6 protein-coding genes are annotated in these 20,226 nt (G+C 42.1%); all 6 read right to left on the bottom strand.

Translation table 11 applies throughout. From position 1 onward, the window contains the following. Nucleotides 1-393: 393 nt before the first annotated feature. Complete coding sequence (locus tag HWQ44_RS02125; protein ID WP_292714091.1) at nucleotides 394-4,689, bottom strand: amino acid adenylation domain-containing protein; 4,296 nt, start codon at nucleotides 4,687-4,689, stop codon at nucleotides 394-396. Then, on the bottom strand, nucleotides 4,686-7,967 hold the full coding sequence (locus tag HWQ44_RS02120; protein WP_292714089.1) for an amino acid adenylation domain-containing protein: 3,282 nt from the start codon (nucleotides 7,965-7,967) through the stop codon (nucleotides 4,686-4,688). The genes HWQ44_RS02125 and HWQ44_RS02120 overlap by 4 nt, the downstream gene beginning before the upstream one ends. Before the next feature lie 75 nt (nucleotides 7,968-8,042). Further along, a complete protein-coding gene (locus HWQ44_RS02115; protein WP_292714087.1) occupies nucleotides 8,043-9,179 on the bottom strand; it encodes an acyltransferase in 1,137 nt (378 codons plus the stop codon). A gap of 277 nt (nucleotides 9,180-9,456) precedes the next feature. Beyond that, the gene (locus HWQ44_RS02110; protein WP_292714085.1) at nucleotides 9,457-14,409 is read right to left on the bottom strand and encodes a type I polyketide synthase; all 4,953 of its coding nucleotides are present in this window, start codon (nucleotides 14,407-14,409) and stop codon (nucleotides 9,457-9,459) included. Nucleotides 14,410-14,412: 3 nt separating this feature from the next. Next, nucleotides 14,413-16,440, bottom strand: a complete 2,028-nt coding sequence (locus tag HWQ44_RS02105; protein ID WP_292714083.1) for a non-ribosomal peptide synthetase — start codon at nucleotides 16,438-16,440, stop codon at nucleotides 14,413-14,415. 852 nt (nucleotides 16,441-17,292) lie between these two features. Continuing rightward, entirely contained in the window at nucleotides 17,293-19,968 is a 2,676-nt protein-coding gene (locus tag HWQ44_RS02100; RefSeq protein WP_292714081.1) for an alkaline phosphatase family protein, read from the bottom strand. Nucleotides 19,969-20,226 lie beyond the last annotated feature (258 nt).

Raw genomic sequence — 20,226 nt, 5'->3', positions numbered from 1 at the left:
CCTCAGTAAATAAACTGAGTAAAGTCTAGCTTGGGACTTATGCAAAGGCTTTATTGGCGATCGCATTTACACATAGATAAAGCTGTCGGTGAAAGTTATTACCCGCAAATAAAACAACCCCATCCCGCAAGTGAGATGAGGTTGTCAAACTATTACTAAAGCACAATTCAGAAATAACTTTGATCGTCCACGGAAATTTGGAGAGTCAGAAGCAAAACAGGCTTTATATCAGGCTTAGAGACTTAAGTTTTTTACTTCACTGAGTTATATCAAGTCCGGTTAATTACTTATGATTACCGCATCCGTGCAAAAATCAGGAAAACCTCTTTCTCCCTGCTCCCTGCCCCCTGCACCCCTGCGGTCTAAATGATGAGTCTTTACCCGAACATGATATTACTTCTTTCCTATGGTTTCTGCAATAATTTGATCTATGCAAGCCTTCATTTTTTCAGACACAGATCGTACATGGGGTTCTTTAAAAATGGAATTATGAATCCCAGAAATATCATAGATATCCACTCCCCCTAATGCCAATTTACCCCAACCCATTTTGGCATCAGCCTCCCGTTGTCCAACTACAAGACCATCTTCTGTTCGGAATACGGTTGCTTGACCTGAGTAAACTTGTAGAACATATTTTCTGAGCGCTTGTCTGGTGGCCTCTTCTACCATGAATTTCCGGTTGGAGTAAGGTAAGGGGCGGCCGAGGCTCAGGTGAAACTGAAAGACAATCCGCCAGAGGATCTCTTTGATCTGATACTTAAATCGCTCTGTATTTCCTTTTACCTGCTCAATAACATAGTTAGATGCAATTGCTAAAAGACTCTTCCAATGGCGAGAGGCTAATGGCACAGATGCAATATTTCTGGAACCGTAAGTATCAAATAAAACTAGCAAAGCTACTTTCTTGCCTTGCATAACCAATTGCCGAGCCATCTCGTAAGCAATTATACCGCCAGAGGAGTAGCCGCCGATTAAATAAGGCTCATGGGGCTGAATAGTCTGGATTTGTTGAATGTAGTGCGCTGCCATCTCTTCAATCCGGGTATAAGGAAGTTGTTTTCCATCTAACCCTTGTGGTTGCAGTCCATAAAATGGTTGATCTGATCCTAAATGCACTGCCAATTCCCGGAAACGTAGAACTTCTCCACCCAAACCATGTACACAAAAGAAAGGAGGCTTAGAACCGTTGGGCTGAATAGGTACTAAAGATGACCAAGGAATTGATGTTTCAGATTTGACATCAACTGTTGGTGTCGCCGCAACTCCAAGTTTTGAGCATCTTTCTCGCTCAACAATATTAGCTAATTGCTCAATAGTTGGGGCTTGCAAGAGGATGGATAGAGCTAAGTTTTTGCCTACAATCTTTTCAATCTCAGAAAACAGACGGACTGCCAGCAGTGAGTGTCCACCCAAATCAAAAAAGTTGTCTGTTATTCCAATCGGATGAACTCCTAAAATATTTTCCCAGATTTCTGTTAATTGAAGTTGTAATGGATTTTCTGCTGTAGCAAATGTTTTTTCTATTTTAGAATTAGTTGGATTAAGCGCAGATAAGGCTTTGCGATCAACTTGGCCATTAGCACTCAATGGTAGAGAATCGACTATGACAAAGGCAGAAGGTAATAAATGCTCAGGCAACTTTTGCTGGAGAAAACTCAGTAGTTGCTCACTTCCAAAAGTCTCCCCTTCTTTGGGGACAACATAAGCAACTAAATGTTTATCCCTAGGAACATCTTCTTTGGCAATTACCACAGTTTTTTGTCCGCCTGGATATTGACTTAAAATTGTTTCAATTTCTGTCAACTCAACGCGAAAGCCGCAAATTTTAGCCTGATTGTCTAGGCGGCCCAGAAACTCAATATTGCCATCACTTAAGTAGCGTCCTAAGTCGCCACTTTTGTAAAGGTATGCCCCAGATTCGCTGTTAAAAGGATTGGGGATAAATTTCTCAGAAGTTAAGTCGGGACGGTTAAAGTAGTCTGCAACACCGATACCGCTGATGTAGATTTCCCCAGTAACGCCAACTGGCAGAGGTTGCGATCGCTGATCGAGAATGTAGACTTTGGTATTGGCGATCGCTCTCCCTATAGGAATTTCTGACCGAGTGTTGCTAGCTTCAGTGGCAGTTTCTGGATCGTAAACCGTGGCGGTTAAAGTTGTTTCTAGTGACCCGTAAGCATTTAGCCAGCGCGATCGCTTACCAACTTTTTCTACCCAAGTAAAATAAGCATGGCGTGAGACTTTTTCACCACCAACCATGACTAAGCGCAAGCTGACTGGCAAGGTTTGTGCAGATACAGATGGCTCGTTAACTAACTCATACCAAAAATAAGTTGGTAAATTAACAACAGTAATCTGTTGTTGAGCAATGAATGAGAAAAACTGCGCCGTCGAGTTTTGTAGCTCTTGAGACTGGAGAATTGCGATCGCACCAGCAATCCAAGTGGGAAACAGTGATTCAATGAAAGAATCGCAACTGATACTAGGTATTAGTAGTAGGCGATCGCTCTGGGTCAACTCCCAAGTGTCACTGATTGCTAGACTATGGGTGACGAGATTACGGTGGGTAATGGCTATGCCGTTGGGTTTTCCATTGCCGCCGGACACATACATCACACAGGCTAGAGTCTGATCTGTGATGTAATATTGCAGATTTTCAGTCGCGTGTAGTGCGATACCTTTCCAATCACTATCCAAACAGATAACTTGTAGCTGATGCTCAGAGAGTTTCTCAACTAATGAGCTTTGGGTTAACACTAAAGATATTTGGGCATCTTCTAAAATGAAAGCCAGACGATCTTGCCCAGATGTTGGAGCTATGGATACGTAAGTTCCGCCTGCTTTCAAAATACCCAACAGCCCCACAATCATCTCTAGGGAAGGCTCCATATCAAGACCGACGAGTGTTCCCGATTTTACCCCTAGAGTTTGCAAATAGTGGGCTAGTTGATTTGCACGCTGGTTGAGTTCCTGATAGGTTAGTTGCTGATTTTCAAAACTTACTGCAATATTATTTGGAGTTCGTTTAGCTCGAGTTTCAAACCACTGATGGATACAAGTATTGTGGGGATAATTAGTCTGCTTGCCATGCCAATTAACCAACACTTGATGTTGTTCACCTGCTGTCAACAGAGGTAATTCAGATATCGGCTGATCGGGATTAGCAACAATACCTTCGAGTAAAGTTTTGAAGTGTCCCAACATCCGCTCTATGGTACTGGCATCAAACATTTCGGCATTATAATCAAATACCATACCCAGACCATTATCCTGTTCCCGCAAGACTAATGTCAGATCGTATTTGGTCTTGCCATGATAAATGTAGCCAAATAGAGAAGTGATACTCAAATCAGGTAGTTGCAATGCTCCCATGCCACGACCATTCGACCAAGGAGGATTGAGGGAGAACTTTACTTGAAATAAAGGCGAACTGTTCCGACTTTGTTGTTCTGGTCTAAGTTCTTCAATTAGTCTCTCAAAGGGTAGGTCTTGATGGGTATAAGCCTCTAAGCAATCCTTACGCACGCGGTCTAACAATTGTCGGAAAGTTGGGTTTCCTGCTAAGTTACCCCGCATTACAAGAGTATTAGAGAAAAATCCAATCAACCGCTCGGTTTCTACCTGTCCCCGGCTTGCACTGGCAAAGCTAATGAGTAGGTCTTCTTGTCCAGAATAACGGTAGAGCAATAGCTCAAACACTGTCAGTAGGGTCATAAACAGGGTAACACCCCATTTTTGACTCAGGTCTGTCAGGGCATGGTTCAGCGTCTTTGATAGCAGCAGGGCAGCGCGATCGCCTCGATATGTCTGCACACCATGAGGACGGGGATGATCGTAAGGTAACTCAATGATCGGTAAATTGCCTTCTAGCTTTTGCTTCCAGTAGTTTACCTGTGACTCTAAAACCTCTCCTTGGAGCCACTGATATTGCCAATTGGTAAAATCGACATACTGCACTGGTAAAGGAGTTAAAGGAGAAGCTTTCCCTGCCGACAATGCTTTATAGATGGTAGTGAAGTCTTGATAAAATATATCGGAAGAAGCTCCATCACAAACTATGCAGTGCATATTCCAGATTAGCAGATGCTCGCGATCGCTCAATCGCAGCAGCAGCAACCGCAAAATCGGGCCATTGGCGAGATCAAAGGGTTGATGAGCTTCTTTCGTTGCCAGTAAGAGAGCTTCCGCTTCCCGTTGTTCATCTGGTACTTGCCGCAAGTCAATTATTGGCAGTGTCAAAGAAACATCAGTGGCGATGACTTGAGTGGGTTTTCCATTCACTGCTGGAAAAGTTGTCCGCAGAACTTCATGGCGGCGGACGACTTCTCTTAAACTTTCCTCCAAGACTGCAACATTGAGATTCCCCGTAAAACGCACCACAACGGGCATATTATTTGAGGAACTGTTGGGTTCAAACTGATGGAGGAACCATATCCGTTGCTGACCAAAGGAAAGCGGCAAGTTGCCATTCCGTTCACAAGCGACAATTGGGGGAATCTGTGAACTGGCGGCTGTAGTAATTTGTCGCAGAAAGTTGATGATTTCGGCTTTTTGAGTTTTTAACTCGGTGAGCAATTCTGGTGTGAGACTATCTTTTGCTGCCCGATAGCGTAAGCGTTCGCCCTCTAGCCAAAGTTTGACATCGCGCTGACGTAGCTCAGATAGTAGTTCATCCAATGTTTTCATAGCTCACCTTCCTCGTAATCATCAGCCGTTTCACTATCAGCGGCCTGAACACCTTGGGCTGCCCAACGCAGAGTCTCAACTCGTTCAGCCAAATCTGCTACCGTTGGTAATTCAAATAGATTGGACATGAGAATTTCTACTTGCAAGGCTTGGCGCAGTCGAGAAACCACTTGAATTCCTAATAGAGAATATCCACCTAGTTCAAAAAAGTTGTCGTAAATCCCAACCTGCTTGACATTTAAAACCTGTGTCCAGATATCTGCAATCTGCTGCTCAATGGGAGTGCGAGGCGCTACATAATTTGCTTCCAATTCTGGACGGAAAGAATCAGGCTTTGGTAGTGCCCGACGATCAACTTTGCCGTTAGCATTTAGCGGTAAGGCTTCCAGTGCCATAAAAATCTTTGGCACCATATATTCTGGAAGCTGTTGTTTCAAGAATCGCCGTAATTCTGAGATTATTTGTGGGTTATCTTGACCAACTTCTGCGACAAAATAACCAACTAGTAATTTCTCTCCAGGAGTATCTTCTCGAACAATTACGACCGCTTCTTTTATTGCTGGATATTGCAAAAATGCGATTTCAATTTCAGCCAATTCTATGCGGAAACCGCTTACTTTTACCTGATTGTCAACCCGACCTAGGTATTCAATCTTTCCATCTGGTAAATAGCGAGCTAAGTCTCCACTTTTATATAAGCGTGATTGGGGATCTGAGCTAAAAGGATTGGCAATAAATCTTTCAGCAGTCAAATCCGGGCGATTGAAATATTCTCGTGCTAGACCATCGCCACCAATATACAACTCACCTGTGATTCCAATCGGGACAGGTTGTAAATGGGAGTCCAAGATATAAACTTGGGTATTAGCAATGGGGCGACCAATAGGAATAGAAGTCCCTGGCTTTAGTGGTGCTGTAATTTCATAACAGCAGGTAAAAGTTGTACTTTCTGTCGGCCCGTAACCATTAATCAGTTTACAGTTTTCTACTGTGTTAAGAAATTTCTGGACATGAGGAACCGATAAAACATCACCACCTGCTAAAAGTTGGCGTAAGGGTTTTAAAGCATCAATTTTTTCATCGACTATTAGATGGAATAAACCCGCTGTTAACCACAGGGTTGTCACCTGGTATTGCTGAATAATTTGCCCTAATTCGTCTAAAGATGGGGTATGGGGACGAAAGATTACTAGTTTTCCACCGTTAAGCAAACAACCCCAAATTTCAAAGGTTGAAGCGTCAAAGGAGACGGGACTAATTTGCAGAAATACTTCTTTGGTAGTGAGATTTACATAATTAGTGTCTTTGACTAATCTAATTACACCTTGATGGATAACACTAACACCTTTGGGCTGACCTGTAGAACCAGACGTGTACATTACATAAGCCAAGTTATTAGCTTTAACACTAGTAATTGAATTCTCTGGTGTTTTTTGGTTGATTGTATCCCAATCGGTATCTAGACAAATTACACTGGCGGCGTGATCGGGTAATTTATCAACTAGTTGTTTTTGAGTCAATAGTAATTTGATCTGGGTGTCTGAAAGCATGAAAGCCAAGCGTTCTTGCGGATAACCCGGATCTAGAGGTACGTAAGCTCCACCTGCTTTCAGAATCCCTAAAAGACCTACCACCATTTCTAAGGAGCGATTCACGCAGATTCCTACAAGAACATCTGCGCCCACTCCTAATGTTTGCAGGTATTGCGCTAATTGGTTGGCGCGAATATCTAAATCTCGATAAGTAAGTTGTTGTTCTTGAAATACCAATGCCACAGCATCAGGGGTACGCTCTACCTGCTCCTCAAATAACTGATGAATGCATTTATGTTGGGGATAGTCTGTTTGAGTCTGGTTCCATGTTGCTAATAACTGTTGCTCTACTGCTGGTAAAATGGGCAATTTAGCAATAGCTTGATTGGGGTTAGCAACTATACCCAATAACAAAGTTTCAAACTCTGCCATGCGGTGGCGGATAGTGTCAGCATCAAATAAATTAGTGTTGTACTGACATTCCAGGGTCATTTGACCATGTAATTCTGTGGCGTTGATGAACAGTTCAAAATTCTCAAAAGCGCGGGGGTTAGAGAAAAATTCTACCTCTAGCCCAGTGAAGGGGAGTTTATCACTATCTAAACCCTGATCGATATTAAATGTAATGGGAACTAAGGGAATGCGGCTAGAATCCCGTGGTAAAACTAATTTTTTGACCAGACTGCCAAAGGTAAATTGTTGATGATCGTAAGCATCTAAGACAGCCGATCGCCGCGATCGCAAGTAGTCGCTGAAAGATTTTTCGCCATTAATTTGGCTACGCAAAGGTAGTAAATTTACGCAGTGACCTACGAGATTATATTGACCCAAAGCAGCTTGTCCGGCGGCTGGAATACCTACAACCAAGTCGTTTTGTCCTGTCAGACGGTGTAGCCAAACCTCAAATCCTCCCAGGATCGTAGTCATAAAGCTACAACCGAGTTTTGTCCCTAGTTGTTTGAGGTTGGCAACTAGTTCGGGATTTAAATGCCAATCTTCGCGGGCGGCGTTAAAAGTTCTGAGTGGTGGACGGGGGCGATCGCTAGGGAAATCCAGTACAGGTACAGAGTCAGCGAATTGTTCCAACCAGTATTGTTCTGTAGCGATCGCTTCTGGACTATCCGCCTCTTCTTCCTGCAAAGTCGCATATTCACTTAAGTAGTCTGGTTCTTCTAATTCAGGAACAATACCCTGTTGCAAGCCAGAATAAAGTTTACCCAAATCTGGCATCAGCACCGCCCAAGACCAACCATCACAAATAATATGATGGGCTGTCAAGATAGCTAGATGCTCCTGCGGCTGCAATTTGACAATTTTTGCCCGAAATAGGGGGCCATGTTCCAAATCAAAAGGTTGCTCTACCTCTTGTCGCAAGATACTAGCTAATTTTTCCTGTTGTTCCTGTGGTTCCAGGTTAGAAAGATTAATAATAGGGATTTCAATTTGCCGAGAAGCAACAATGCAGAGTGTATTGCCATCGGTGCTAAAAGTTGTCCGTAGTGCTTCATGACGTTGTACTAACTCTTCAATCGCAGACTGGAGAACTTTGACATCAAGTTCGCCTTTGAGTCTCAGAGATTGCGATTCATTATAAGCACAATTGGCAGCATCCCCCATTTGTACAGAAGCCCAAATTTCTTTTTGTGATTCCGTGGCAGGGGCGGTTAGAAGTAATTCTCCATCTGCAAATGGATCAAAATCAACCGCAGTTAATCTGGATTGGTAATCTACAGGTGATAAGCTCATAAAACTCTATTATTTTCTCAGTTTATTGAATGTGGTTAAATTTAAATCAGTCTTGATAAACTACTGACGCTCAATTCATTGTTTAGCGAAGATTGTAGATTTTAAATAATTACGCGCAGGGACTTCTACAAATCTATATGTCAATGATGCTGTCAATAGTACAATCATAAGAAATAGTCCTAAAGATGTCAATGTTTCATATTCTGTAAATCCTTTGCCAAAGGCGTTGTGAAATTCATAAAGCCAAAATATTTTTAACAACTCTTGAAGAAACCAATGAACCATATAAATTGAGTAAGATATAGTGCCGAGATATAGCATCAACTGGGAACTCAAAAACTTTGATATCACACTATTATTGTTGACAGAAAAAGCTAAAATCAGGAGACAAAAAGCTGGTAAAACTAGCCAATCGTGAAGGCTACGCCAATAAGACCAGTAGTAATTCATAATCAGAATTATCCAAGTTATAGCTATAATTGCTAGTAAATTAAGATTGAAATACTTTTTATAATTACCTCTATAATAGACTTTATAAGTTATAATACCGAGTACACACTCTAGCCCGCATCTAGCTATTGAAGGTATGCCAATAATACTATCTAAATTGCCGCGGGTAAAGGCGATTATTAGTAATATGCTAAGGAGAGTAAAACTATAAATTATTAAATCTTTTTTGGGGCTATTTCTTAATAAGAAGAATAATAAAAATGGAAAGATACAGTAAATAACAAACTCTACGCTAATTGACCAAGCAGGTTCATTCCAGTAAGTATCACACCAAAATAAAGGTGGACAATTTAAGTCGAAGGCTTGTAGAAGGAAACCGTTAGCAAAAAGGGCTGTTAAGTTAAATTTACCCGTGAAGGCAGAAGTATGTAGTAAAAATATTTTTATGATTTCTAATCCAACAAATAGAGACAAAATAAATATATGCAGAGGATAAATTCTGGCAAAACGTGATAACAAATATGAACGATAATTAGACGAATTAACCTTTAATGAAAAATCCCCAACATAAACGTGGGTCATGATAAAACCACTCAAGATAAAGAAAAAATCGACCCACAGATATCCATTTTTAAAAAAATCGCTATAGGCTGATAGAATTGAACCAGTTTTAGGTAAAGTGTAATAGGAGAAATGGTGTATAACAACAAAAAAAGCTGCTATACCGCGCAGAGAAGTAAGAGATTTAATGTGTTTATACATTGATTTTTTTAAGTTTAATCATGAGTGAAATGTAAGTATTTGGCTATTATTTGCTTGTTTACTGAATATACTTTTTATCAGTTACTTATGTTTTGGTCAGCTTGACCTGACCAAAACAACGGAATGTAACAGGTACAACCTCATGTTTAACTATCGATTAATTCATAGCCTAGTGAGGTAAATTTTTATCAAAGGAAGCTATCAAAGTCATATCAAAAGCTTAGTGGCGGAAGATTTTTTGCTCCTTTCTTGAAGAAAATTACTGTTTCAAAACACTTCAGGAAACACTTGCAACTTGTAGATATTTCCCAGGACGCTCGGCATCGGGAATATACCAAGCGGGGTTTCCTTGGGGATCTCGTCCTAATTTGGCATTAGGTTGCGGAGGACGATTGCGTAGGCTGTTATTGGTAATTTCTGCTCCATTGCGATCGCAGTTTGTTACTTCTATAGGCGGTGCAGACAAAAAGCCAGCAGATTGCATTTCGGCAATACTTTCTTTAAAGGCTGCCATTACAAAAGCCAGATCGGCTTCGGAATGGGCTGTCGTCAAGAAGCAAGGACGGTGATCCCAAGTATGCACTCCTTTATCCCGTAGCAAGTAAAATAGTAAATCTCCGTAGGGAAACTCTGGTGCAGATTTCACCATGAACAGGGAGCCAAAATTATAGGCTGTGAACGGTGCTTGAACTTGCTGGAAATAACCCATGAGTTCCGCTACAAACTTATCGGTTCTGGCGTTAAGATTTTGCTGCAAGCTGGGGCCACTCTGTTTTAAATGCTGAAGTACTGCTTTGGCGGCTGCTAGTGCTAAAGGATGGCGGACAAAAGTACCGGCAAAGTAAGTCACGCCTACCTCTGGAACGGAGTCATCGCCAAACTGCCAAAACCCACCATCCAAAGCGTCCATATATTGTGATTTGCCAGCAATGACTCCAATTGGTAGCCCACCGCCCACAATTTTACCGTAGGTTGCTATATCAGCTTTGATACCGAAATGTGCTTGAGCGCCACCTGGATGAATTCTGAATCCGGTAACGATTTCATCAAAAATCAGAGCGATACCAGCTTCTTCCGTGAAATCACGTAATTGCTGGAGGAATTCCTTGGGTTGGTATTCAGGGCGACGGCTTTGCACAGATTCCACCATCACTGCTGCTAACTCATCAGCCCGACTTCTGAGGATTTCTAGAGACTCAGGCGAATCATAGTCCACCACCAAAATATTCTCTACCATTTCGGGTGGGATACCAGGAGCAGCCGGAATTGATCGGAGTTTTTTTGTACCCCGAACAATGACTTCATCCAAAATACCGTGATAAGCTCCAGAAAAGATGGCGATTAAGTTACGTCCTGTGATAGTGCGTGCCATCCGCATCGCTCCTAACACCGCTTCCGAACCTGTGTTGCAAAAAGCTGCTCGGTCAAAGTTAGTCAACTCACACATCAGCTTTGCTACTTCTCCAACTAGGGGAGTTTGTGGCCCAATTTCCATACCGAGTTTGAGTTGTGCTTCAATTGCTTCGGTAATGAAAGGTGGCGACCAACCAAATAAATTCAAGCCAAAGCCATTGCTTAAATCGACATATTCATTGCCATCAACATCCCAAAGTTTAGAACCAGATGAACGAGACACCACAATGGGGTAAACCATCTCTTTCATCGTCGGATTAAACCCGGAAACAGTTCTGGGATCTGCTAAGTAAGGGCGATGAGTTTGAGTATATTCTTTGGATTTTTGAGTCCGTTTTGTATATCTTTGGATAATTTTGTCTAAATGAGTGCGTTGTTGCGCTGTCAGAGTTTTAGTTTGTGTCTTTTCAATTCGAGCAGCCGCACCAAATGCCTTTTTAGCACCATTTGACTCTGTTTCTACCGATGCTGATTCTTTGCTGATTTGAGTTGGGGGAATAGATACAGCATTTTGTGGCTTGACACCATTATTTTGAGATGTCGCCGCAGGTACAACTGGGATTGTTAGCGATTGGCTATTGTTACCCAATAGTGACAATTGCTGAGTCATGATTTGCAGCTGCTGATTAATCACATTTTCTAGGAAACTGGATGCAGCAGGTTGGGGGGAAATCTGAGGTGCAGATCCATTTGTATGAACTTCATGCACTACCAAAGTGGGTGATGTGGTTACAGGTGCTGGTAATGGTGCTTGTTGAATGGAGTCTGCAACGGTTTCTATTAATCCTAATGCGGATAAAGTTTCAGTAGACAAGGCTGAATTGATAAAGTCAGCCAGTGTTCCTAAATTGGGGTAAATTTCTAGTAACTGCCTAAGTGTGACTTTGACTTTAAATTTTTTCTTCAACGCTAGCCCAACTTGCGTCAGAGATAAGGAATCTAATCCCATTTCTAAAAATGTTGTCGAGTCGTCAACACTAGCGATTTCCAAGCCTGAAGTTTCTTCAATAATTTCTTTGAGCAGTGGAATGAGCTTTTGCTGAGGGGATGTTGTCATAGCTTGGGTCTTTTTTAATAATTGGGGATTTGGTAGTTTAGGAGTTGCTGCACGATTGGGATGAGGTGGAGGATCAATCCAGAAGCGTTGGCGTTCAAAGGGATAGGTAGGCAGGGAAATTCGTTGTCGCGTTTCTCTTTGATAGAAGTTGCTCCAGTCAATAGATACTCCTGCTAGCCACAGTTGTCCTACTGCCTTGAGTAATGCTGTCCATTCGGCTTCGTTGTCAGCATTATCACCCAGAGAAGGAATCGCTATCTGTTGTTTAATATCTTTTGCTTGTTGGCGGGCTAAGGTTGTAGTTGTGATTCGTGGCCCGACCTCTAACAGTAAGCGTTCTGGTTGCTGCCATAGAGTTTGTACGCCCTCCGCAAATCGCACAGTCTGACGCAGATGTGTTGCCCAATACATCGGATCAGTTGCTTGCTGGGCTGTAATCCAGTCAGCGGTAACTGTGGATACAAAGGGAATTTGGGGTGGCGATAATTTAACTTTCCCAACTACCTTAGCAAAGGGGGCAATGATGCTATCCATCATGGGAGAGTGGAAAGCGTGGGAAGTGTGTAAATAGCGACAAACAACTTCTTCGTTTTCTAGTTGTTTTTGCAGAGCCGCGATCGCCTCTGTGGGGCCAGAAACTACGCACAAGGAAGGGCCATTAATTGCAGCGATCGCTAGTTCTGCACTCAATCGCGGCTCTACCTCTTTGGCTGGGAGGCGGACTGAGAGCATCGCCCCTTCTGGTAACTCCCACATGAAGCGACCGCGAGTTGCAACCAACATCAGCGCATCTTCTAAGGTAAATACACCCGCTATACAAGCAGCGACAAATTCACCAATACTGTGGCCAATCATGGCTTGGGGCTTGACTCCCCAACTTTGCCACAACTGCGCTAAAGCGTATTCAATGACGAATAATGCTGGTTGGGTAAAGCAGGTTTGCCGTAGGGATATAGCCGCAGTTTCGCGTAGGCGTAGCCCGCCGTAGGCATCGCTCGCTACTGGATACATAATTTCTCGTAAATCCTTACCCAGCAAAGGTTTAAGGATTTCAGCACATTCATCTACTACCTCCTGAAACACAGGTTCGCGGTTGTAGAGATTCAGTCCCATGTTCACATATTGCGATCCTTGTCCGGGGAACATGAAGACAACGGCTGGATTGCGGATTTCTATATGCCGGGTATTTACTTGATTTGAATCTAAAGATTGCAGCGCTGCGATCGCATCTGTTATATCGTGACAAACTATACTGCGTCGGTAGTTAAAAGCTTTGCGCCCTCGCTGTAGGGTATAAGCTACATCAGCCAAGTTAATTTCGGCATTGTATTGCAAATGCTGCTGTAAATTTGCTGTTGCAGCCTCTAAAGCTTCACTAGTTTTTGCTGAGAGCAACAATAGCTGCTGCGGGCGCGAAGATCCTGAACTTTGGATTTGTGGCGCTTCTTCTAGCACAATATGAGCATTAGTCCCGCCGACACCAAAAGAACTCACACCGGCTCGTCGCGGAGTTTCACCTTCTGACCATTCAGCTAGTTTGGTATTTACATAGAATGGGCTGTTGGCAAAGTCAATCTTCGGGTTGGGAGCCTCAAAATTTAAACTAGGTGGAATCTTTTTATAATGCAGGGCGAGAGCGGTTTTAATTAACCCTGCTACTCCAGCCGCCGCAACTAAATGTCCGACATTGCTTTTAAGAGAACCGATCGCACAAAATTGTTTAGCATCTGTATGTACCCGAAATGCTTGCGTCAGCGCTTCAATTTCAATCGGGTCACCTAAAGGTGTAGCCGTGCCGTGAGCTTCAATATAAGAGATGGTTTCTGGGTGAAAGTTAGCATCAGCTTGCGCCATTGCAATGGCCTCTGCTTGTCCGTCTACACTGGGAGCCGTAAAGCTCACCTTATCAGCGCCGTCATTATTGATACCAGAACCCCGAATTACAGCATAGATGCGATCGCCATCATTGAGTGCATCTTCTAAACGCTTTAGAACAACCACTCCTGCGCCATTGTTGAACATTGTGCCCTGAGCGCTGACATCAAAGGGACGACAATGCCCATCCCCAGACAGCATACTGCCTTCTTGAGCCATATAACCGCTATTTTGAGGTGTAGTCATAGATACACCACCAGCTAAAGCCATATCACACTGATAGCTGCTTAAGGCTTGGCAAGCTTGAATAATTGCTACTAAAGAAGTAGAGCAAGCCGTATTAACGCTGACAGCCGGCCCCTTGAGGTTGAGCTTGTAAGCAGCACGGGTTGTTAAAAAGTCTTTTTCATTTGCTAGCATCGTCTGGAACTCGCCGATGCGATCGACAATTTCCATACGTCCAGAAATGTGGTTAGCAAAATAAGTATTTTGACCGCAACCAGCGTATAAACCAATCAAACCCTCAAAAGACTCTGATTCATAACCAGCATTTTCTAGGGCTTCATAAACCAACTCTAGAAAAACTCTGGCTTGTGGGTCCATCACCACAGCTTCCAGTGGATTAATACCAAAGAAAGCAGCATCAAAAGTTTCGCCCCCAGGAATGATTCCTCTAGCTTTCACGTAGCTAGGATCTTTGCAAAGGTTCGGGTCAATACTAGGGTCTAGTTCTTCATCTTGAAAAAAAGTCGTTGACTCTAATCCCTCACACAGATTGCGCCAAAACTCATCTACATTTCCAGCGCCAGGAAATCTTCCTACCATGCCAATAATGGCGACACCATCAATAGGATCTTGGTTATCTGAGGTTTGCATATTTACCATTACTTAAACACCTTGTTGATGATTACGGCGACGATTCCGAGCTGCTTGTTGACGTTGGGCGCGATTTTGCAGCTTGTCAGAAGACGGTTGACTATTCTGGTTTGAATGCAAATAGTTTGCTAAAGAGCCAATTGTTGAATATTGAAATAGTTTCACAGCAGATAGCTCAATACCAAGTTCCTGTTGCACTCGCGCAGCAACTTGTAGAATTGAGATTGACGTTGCTCCCAAATCAAAGAAATTATCATCAATCCCAACGCGATCGATTTTGAGCAGTTCAGATAAAATACCTGCAAGCAGACGCTCTAAATCGGTTTGGGGAGAAATATAAGCTTGTTCGAGTTGCGGACGTTCTCTACCTGGTGCTGGCAATTTATGTCTATCTACTTTGCCATTTGCAGTCAAAGGCAGTGATTCTAACATCACAAACGCCGATGGCACCATATAATTAGGTAGTCGCTGCTGTAAGAAACCCCGCAATTTATTGTGCGTATATTTACTGTTATACTGAGGAATAATATAAGCCGTTAACTGCTTTTCACCTGCTTCATCCTGACGAGCTAAAACGACAATTTCCCGAACATCAGGATGTTGTGCAATCTCCCGCTCAATTTCTCCTAGTTCAATTCGGAAACCACGAATTTTTACTTGGTTGTCAATCCTACCTAAAAACTCGATATTGCCATCTGGAAGATAACGAGCTAAATCTCCAGTCTTGTAAAGGCGCGTTGCTAAATTACTATCAAAGGAGTGATAAATAAATTTTTCGGCAGTCAAATCGGCACGGTTTAAATAGCCTCTAGCTAATCCATCACCACCAATGTACAATTCACCAGCTTCTCCAATTGATACTGATTGGAGGTTGTTATCTAATATATAAACTTGGGTATTAGCAATTGGGCGACCAATAGGAATCGAAACATTTGCTTGTAGTGGCGCTGTTATCAGATGACAGCAGGTAAAAGTTGTATTCTCAGTTGGTCCATAACCATTAATTAGCTGACAGTTCTCTACAGTTTGCAGAAACTTCTGCACATGGGGAACAGATAAAACATCACCACCCGCTAAAAGTTGACGCAAGGATTTTAAAGCATCAATTTTTTCATCCACGATGAGATGGAATAAGCCGGCTGTCAGCCAAAGAGTAGTAATTTGGTATTGCTGAATAATTTGCCCCAATTCTTCTAAAGATGGTGTATGAGGAGGACAAATTACTAATTTCCCGCCGTTAATCAAGCAACCCCAAATTTCAAAAGTTGAAGCATCGAAAGAAATAGGAGCAAGTTGCAGAATTATTTCTTCAGCCGTGAGATGAGCATAATTAGTTTCTTTGACTAACCTAACTACACCTTGATGGATAACACTAACACCCTTAGGTGTACCTGTAGAACCTGATGTATACATGACATAAGCCAAGTTATCAGCAGTTACTCTAGTGCTTAGGTTCTCTGTTTTATTTTTGGCTATTCCATTCCAATGTGTATCTAGGCAAATTACAAATGCTGTATGAGTAGGTAATTTGGCAACTAGTTCTTTTTTAGTCAATAGTACTAGTACGTGAGTATCTGATAGCATGAAAGCTAAACGCTCTTGTGGATACCCTGGATCTAATGGTACATAAGCTCCACCTGCTTTGAGGATAGCTAAAAGTGCTACAACCATTTCTAAGGAGCGCTCTATGCAGATGCCTACAAGAGTTTCTGTTCCTACCCCTAGTGTTTGCAGATATTGTGCTAGTTGATTAGCACGAATATTCAAATCTCTATAGGTGAGCTGCTGATTATTAAAGATTAATGCTACAGCATCAGGTGTTTTCTCTACTTGTGCTTCAAACAACTGATGAATACATGCTTGCTGAGGATAATCAGTTTGAGTATGATTCCACTGTAACAGCAGGTGTTTTTCGGATTTTTGTAAAATAGGTAATATTAAATTATCTCGTTCTAAGTTATTTTGTGATAATGAGATTTGACCCTCATCTGCCAGCAAGTCATTTTGATTTTCAGCCAATGAATTAGTTATTAGTTTCATATTTAACTTGAAGCAAAAATATATTTTTTACAAAACGTCTGGTTTTTAAGTAGTACTGCATTTTTAACTAAACAGATTTATGGGTTAGCGATGCAGTTGATGTTGCTACTAAAACTAGAATATACAAAACCAGAATGATTACTGACGGACTGACGGAAAAAGATTAAAGGTTGTTCCAAACTTCACAAAAAAGATATTTTTGTATGTTAATGATATAGATTTTTGGATAACCTAGTGAACCATGTAAATCGAGTCCGATATTGTTCCGAGATAAATGCGTAACGAGAATTTTATTGTATTTAAGATGATGTTGTTATTTTTCGTATTTAGAGAAACAGATAAAATTAAAAGAAAAAAAGCACTTTTCTATGTTTTATTATTAGTAGTTTTACTTAGCTTTTATGGTCATACTATTTTCTTTGAAATGATATTAAAAAACTAATTTAACAACAAATTATGCCGCAATCCTACAATTTTTGTATGAAATGGCACTGACTCTAAGATTTAGTTCTCTCATTCTGACCTATTTCCCCAAAATCGTAGTTAATTTCAATACATCTTCATTGAAAATTAAAACTTTAGAGATGTTTGCAATGGGAATATTAACTGTACGCAGACTTATTTTGAGATAACAAGAAGAATTAATACCTTGAGGAACAAGGAATACTGCGATTTTAGCAACTGATAAGTAATGTAAACTCTTCGAGGTAGGTTGGACTCCAGCGAAACGAGAATAGGGTGAGCATTACAATGCCCACCCCACAATAACCAACTATTTGCTGTAGTCTACGTAATTGAAAACCGCTGTTTCAACTGATAGTTATTTCTGCCGTGCTGCACTAGGCCAACAAACTAAGCCACAACACTAGCAGAGAAAACGAAGTCATTTGCCGTCAGGCTAGTTGCGGTAATTTGCAGTAATGAAGCCAACTCTGTATTTCCGGTTTTTACGATAGTGTCAGCACCCTGTTGCAATAGGGTTAGGGCACTAAACTGAGTGACGCCAATCCCGCCCAGCCCAATTTTATCAATACCGATCGCAAAATCAGTCACGATGTTCTTACTAGATGGCAGACTGGCGTTAACAATCCAGAACTGGTCAGCACCAGCACCACCACTCAGGTTATTACTACCCTGTTGACCAGCAAACAGCACATCATCACCATCCCCACCAAACAGCGAATCATTGACACCGGAGAAGAGTTTATCATCTCCAGAACCACCATACAGACGGTTATTGCTACCTTCGCTCTTGAGGGTGTCATTGCCTGAGCCACCGAAAGATAATTGACGAGAACCTTCAACTACTGTGAGAGTATCAGCACCCGCGCCTCCAAACAAATTATTATTACCACTGGCTTCGACTACGGTAATTTGGTCATCACCATTGCCACCATCGGCGCTAGTGTTGCTAGCAGGACTATTTGCGCCAATCAAGACCTGATCGTTACCATCCCCTGTGAACACTGAGGAGTTATTGCCGACCACCACCGTGTCATCACCCTTCCCAGTCAGAATTTTGTTACCTTTATTACCTTCTACAAAGTCTGCTCTGTCACCTGTTAATAAGGTTTGATTTGGCTTAAGGCTGACATCATCGCTACTGGTAGAACCAAATTGAAGGTCTAGTGTTGTTAGTCCAACAGTGCGACCATCAAACCCTGCGGCTGTAAAGTACTGAGTATTGCCTACACTTTGAGAATCCAGAATTGTTGCTTGACCATTAGTAGTTTCTTCCGAAGTCAAGACTTCTTTTGTGGAGGGAACCACATCTGGGCCTCCCACCAGTGCTTCCGTAATAGCACGACCTTTCAAATCGCCATTACTGGGAATGTCTAACCCCAGAATCCGAGCAAGTGTAGGCGTTACATCAGCATTACTAACGGGCGCATAGTCCACATAGCCTTGTTTAAAGTCAGGGCCAATAGCCTCCATATTATTGAAGGTATCACCTCGACCAAAGCTGCCATGCATCCCCTGCCCTTGCTGCAAAGTTGTATCAGCAATTTCTACTTGAGCTTGTGGGTTGTTTGGGTTGCTTGGGTCGGTGCTAAAGCTTTTGAAGTTGATAACTATAGATGGAACTGGTGTCTTAGCATCACCTTTTAGCCCGATCACACTCAGTGGTAAAGCACCTGGAATGGTTCCATAGGCATCGTCTACAAAAATACCACTGATGTAGTCTTTTTGTGAAAGCAAATTCACTACCTGTTTAGCAAAGTTAGCATTGCCATTGGGCAGATAAATCAAGTCAGATCCACCATTAGCAGCTACAACTATCTTTGTACCTGGATCGAGTTGGCCATTAATTACCTCACCTGTACCACCAATTACACCATTCCCAGAAATAGGACGTTGACCTTGTGTGGCATCAACAGTCGTATATTGGATGTGGTTGAGGTCTGGGGGGAGAGTTGTAGGGTTAGGATCGTATAGGGGTAGACCGAGATCGTGAGCCAAATCAATCGCCACAAAGCCTGCTGGTAGAAATCCCGGATTTACGCCAGTGTAAGTTTGGGTGGCAGCATAACTTGTAGTTTTTGTGCCTTGGCTATCAATAGCTTGTTTGCTGATGGTAGAAAAACCGTGGTCGGAAGTAACAAAGACATCAGTAGTCTTGTCTAAGCCAGTGCTTTTAAGATAGTCAAGAAGCTGCTTTAAATTATCATCAGCATTTTTAACCCCAGCTTTGGAAGTAGGGCCATTAATACCTGGTGTCAAAGTGTTTAAGCTATCACCTTGATTGTGTTGACTACCATCAGGATCTCTTGACCAGTAAACTAATGCAAATGGTTTAGCATCTTCCTGAAACTTGGGTAAAATTACTTTGGTAGTGGCATCTGCAAAGTATTTTTGTTGAGCCACATTGGCATCCAATGTGCCTGGAGTTGTATTGTTACCAGCTGGCTGGACTCGCGGTGTCGGTTTTACATCTAAACCAGCGGCTTGTAAGCGAGCAACAATATCAGGATCGAGTGGAACAGCAGAAGGTGAACCAGCAGTTGTAGTCGGCGGTGTTGCACCATTCGTACTGTCATCAATAATTATTGTATCGGGAGTAGGAATAGTACCTGTAGTACCACCTTCTCGATTAACTTGGGTAACATCTTGGATGGCAACAGGCCCTAATTTACCAACTGCTGCTGTGTTAAAACCCTGCGATCGCGCATAAGCTAGAAGTGACTCTTCATCTAAAAAGTTGTTACCGGGGAATTTTTCATCGATATCCCCCAAAACCGCATCATTTTCGATGAATGGTGTGACACTACCATTGGCATTAGGACTCGGAAAACCAGTGTAGATAGTGTTGCTAAAGTCACCTGTATCACTAAGATAATGCCCCGTGGCGATCGCAGATGCATTCGGGGTGGTAAATGTCGGAAATAGCGAATGACTATTGGCGAAATTAACTCCTTGCTGACGGATGCTATATAAAGTCGGGGTATCAGTGGGGTTTACAGAACCGTTACGCAATCCATCTGCAACAAAAATAATGACATTTCTACCGTTGCCATTTGTATCAGCCATGTCGACTACTCCTTAAGTATTGTGAGTACAATTAATCACAGCAATTGTGTGTCTATGGACTGAGCGATTAATTACACTCAACCTCAGCAAAAATTATTGGCTACAGAAACATAAGTAGTATTTGGCGACAAAATGCTTAGTGTCCACACAAAATAGTGCAGATAATTAAATGAACTTAACTTTGGTTACTGTCTCAAAAGATAGTTGTTCAATGTTTAAGGAAAGTTATAAACAAGTTAAGATTTAGGACAAAAAGGA

It is taken from the genome of Nostoc sp. JL34, from assembly GCF_017114945.1.
Lineage (GTDB): Bacteria > Cyanobacteriota > Cyanobacteriia > Cyanobacteriales > Nostocaceae > Nostoc.
The sequence above is the reverse complement of the archived record's forward strand: the minus strand, read 5'-3'. Positions and strand labels throughout refer to the sequence as shown.

Excerpts from the sequence above, each read along its gene's own strand:
- HWQ44_RS02110 (WP_292714085.1), bottom strand. The coding sequence starts at position 14,409 with ATGGTAAATATGCAAACCTCAGATAACCAAGATCCTATTGATGGTGTC.
- HWQ44_RS02115 (WP_292714087.1), bottom strand. The coding sequence starts at position 9,179 with ATGTATAAACACATTAAATCTCTTACTTCTCTGCGCGGTATAGCAGCT.
- HWQ44_RS02125 (WP_292714091.1), bottom strand. The coding sequence starts at position 4,689 with ATGAAAACATTGGATGAACTACTATCTGAGCTACGTCAGCGCGATGTC.
- HWQ44_RS02105 (WP_292714083.1), bottom strand. The coding sequence starts at position 16,440 with ATGAAACTAATAACTAATTCATTGGCTGAAAATCAAAATGACTTGCTG.
- HWQ44_RS02120 (WP_292714089.1), bottom strand. The coding sequence starts at position 7,967 with ATGAGCTTATCACCTGTAGATTACCAATCCAGATTAACTGCGGTTGAT.
- HWQ44_RS02100 (WP_292714081.1), bottom strand. The coding sequence starts at position 19,968 with ATGGCTGATACAAATGGCAACGGTAGAAATGTCATTATTTTTGTTGCA.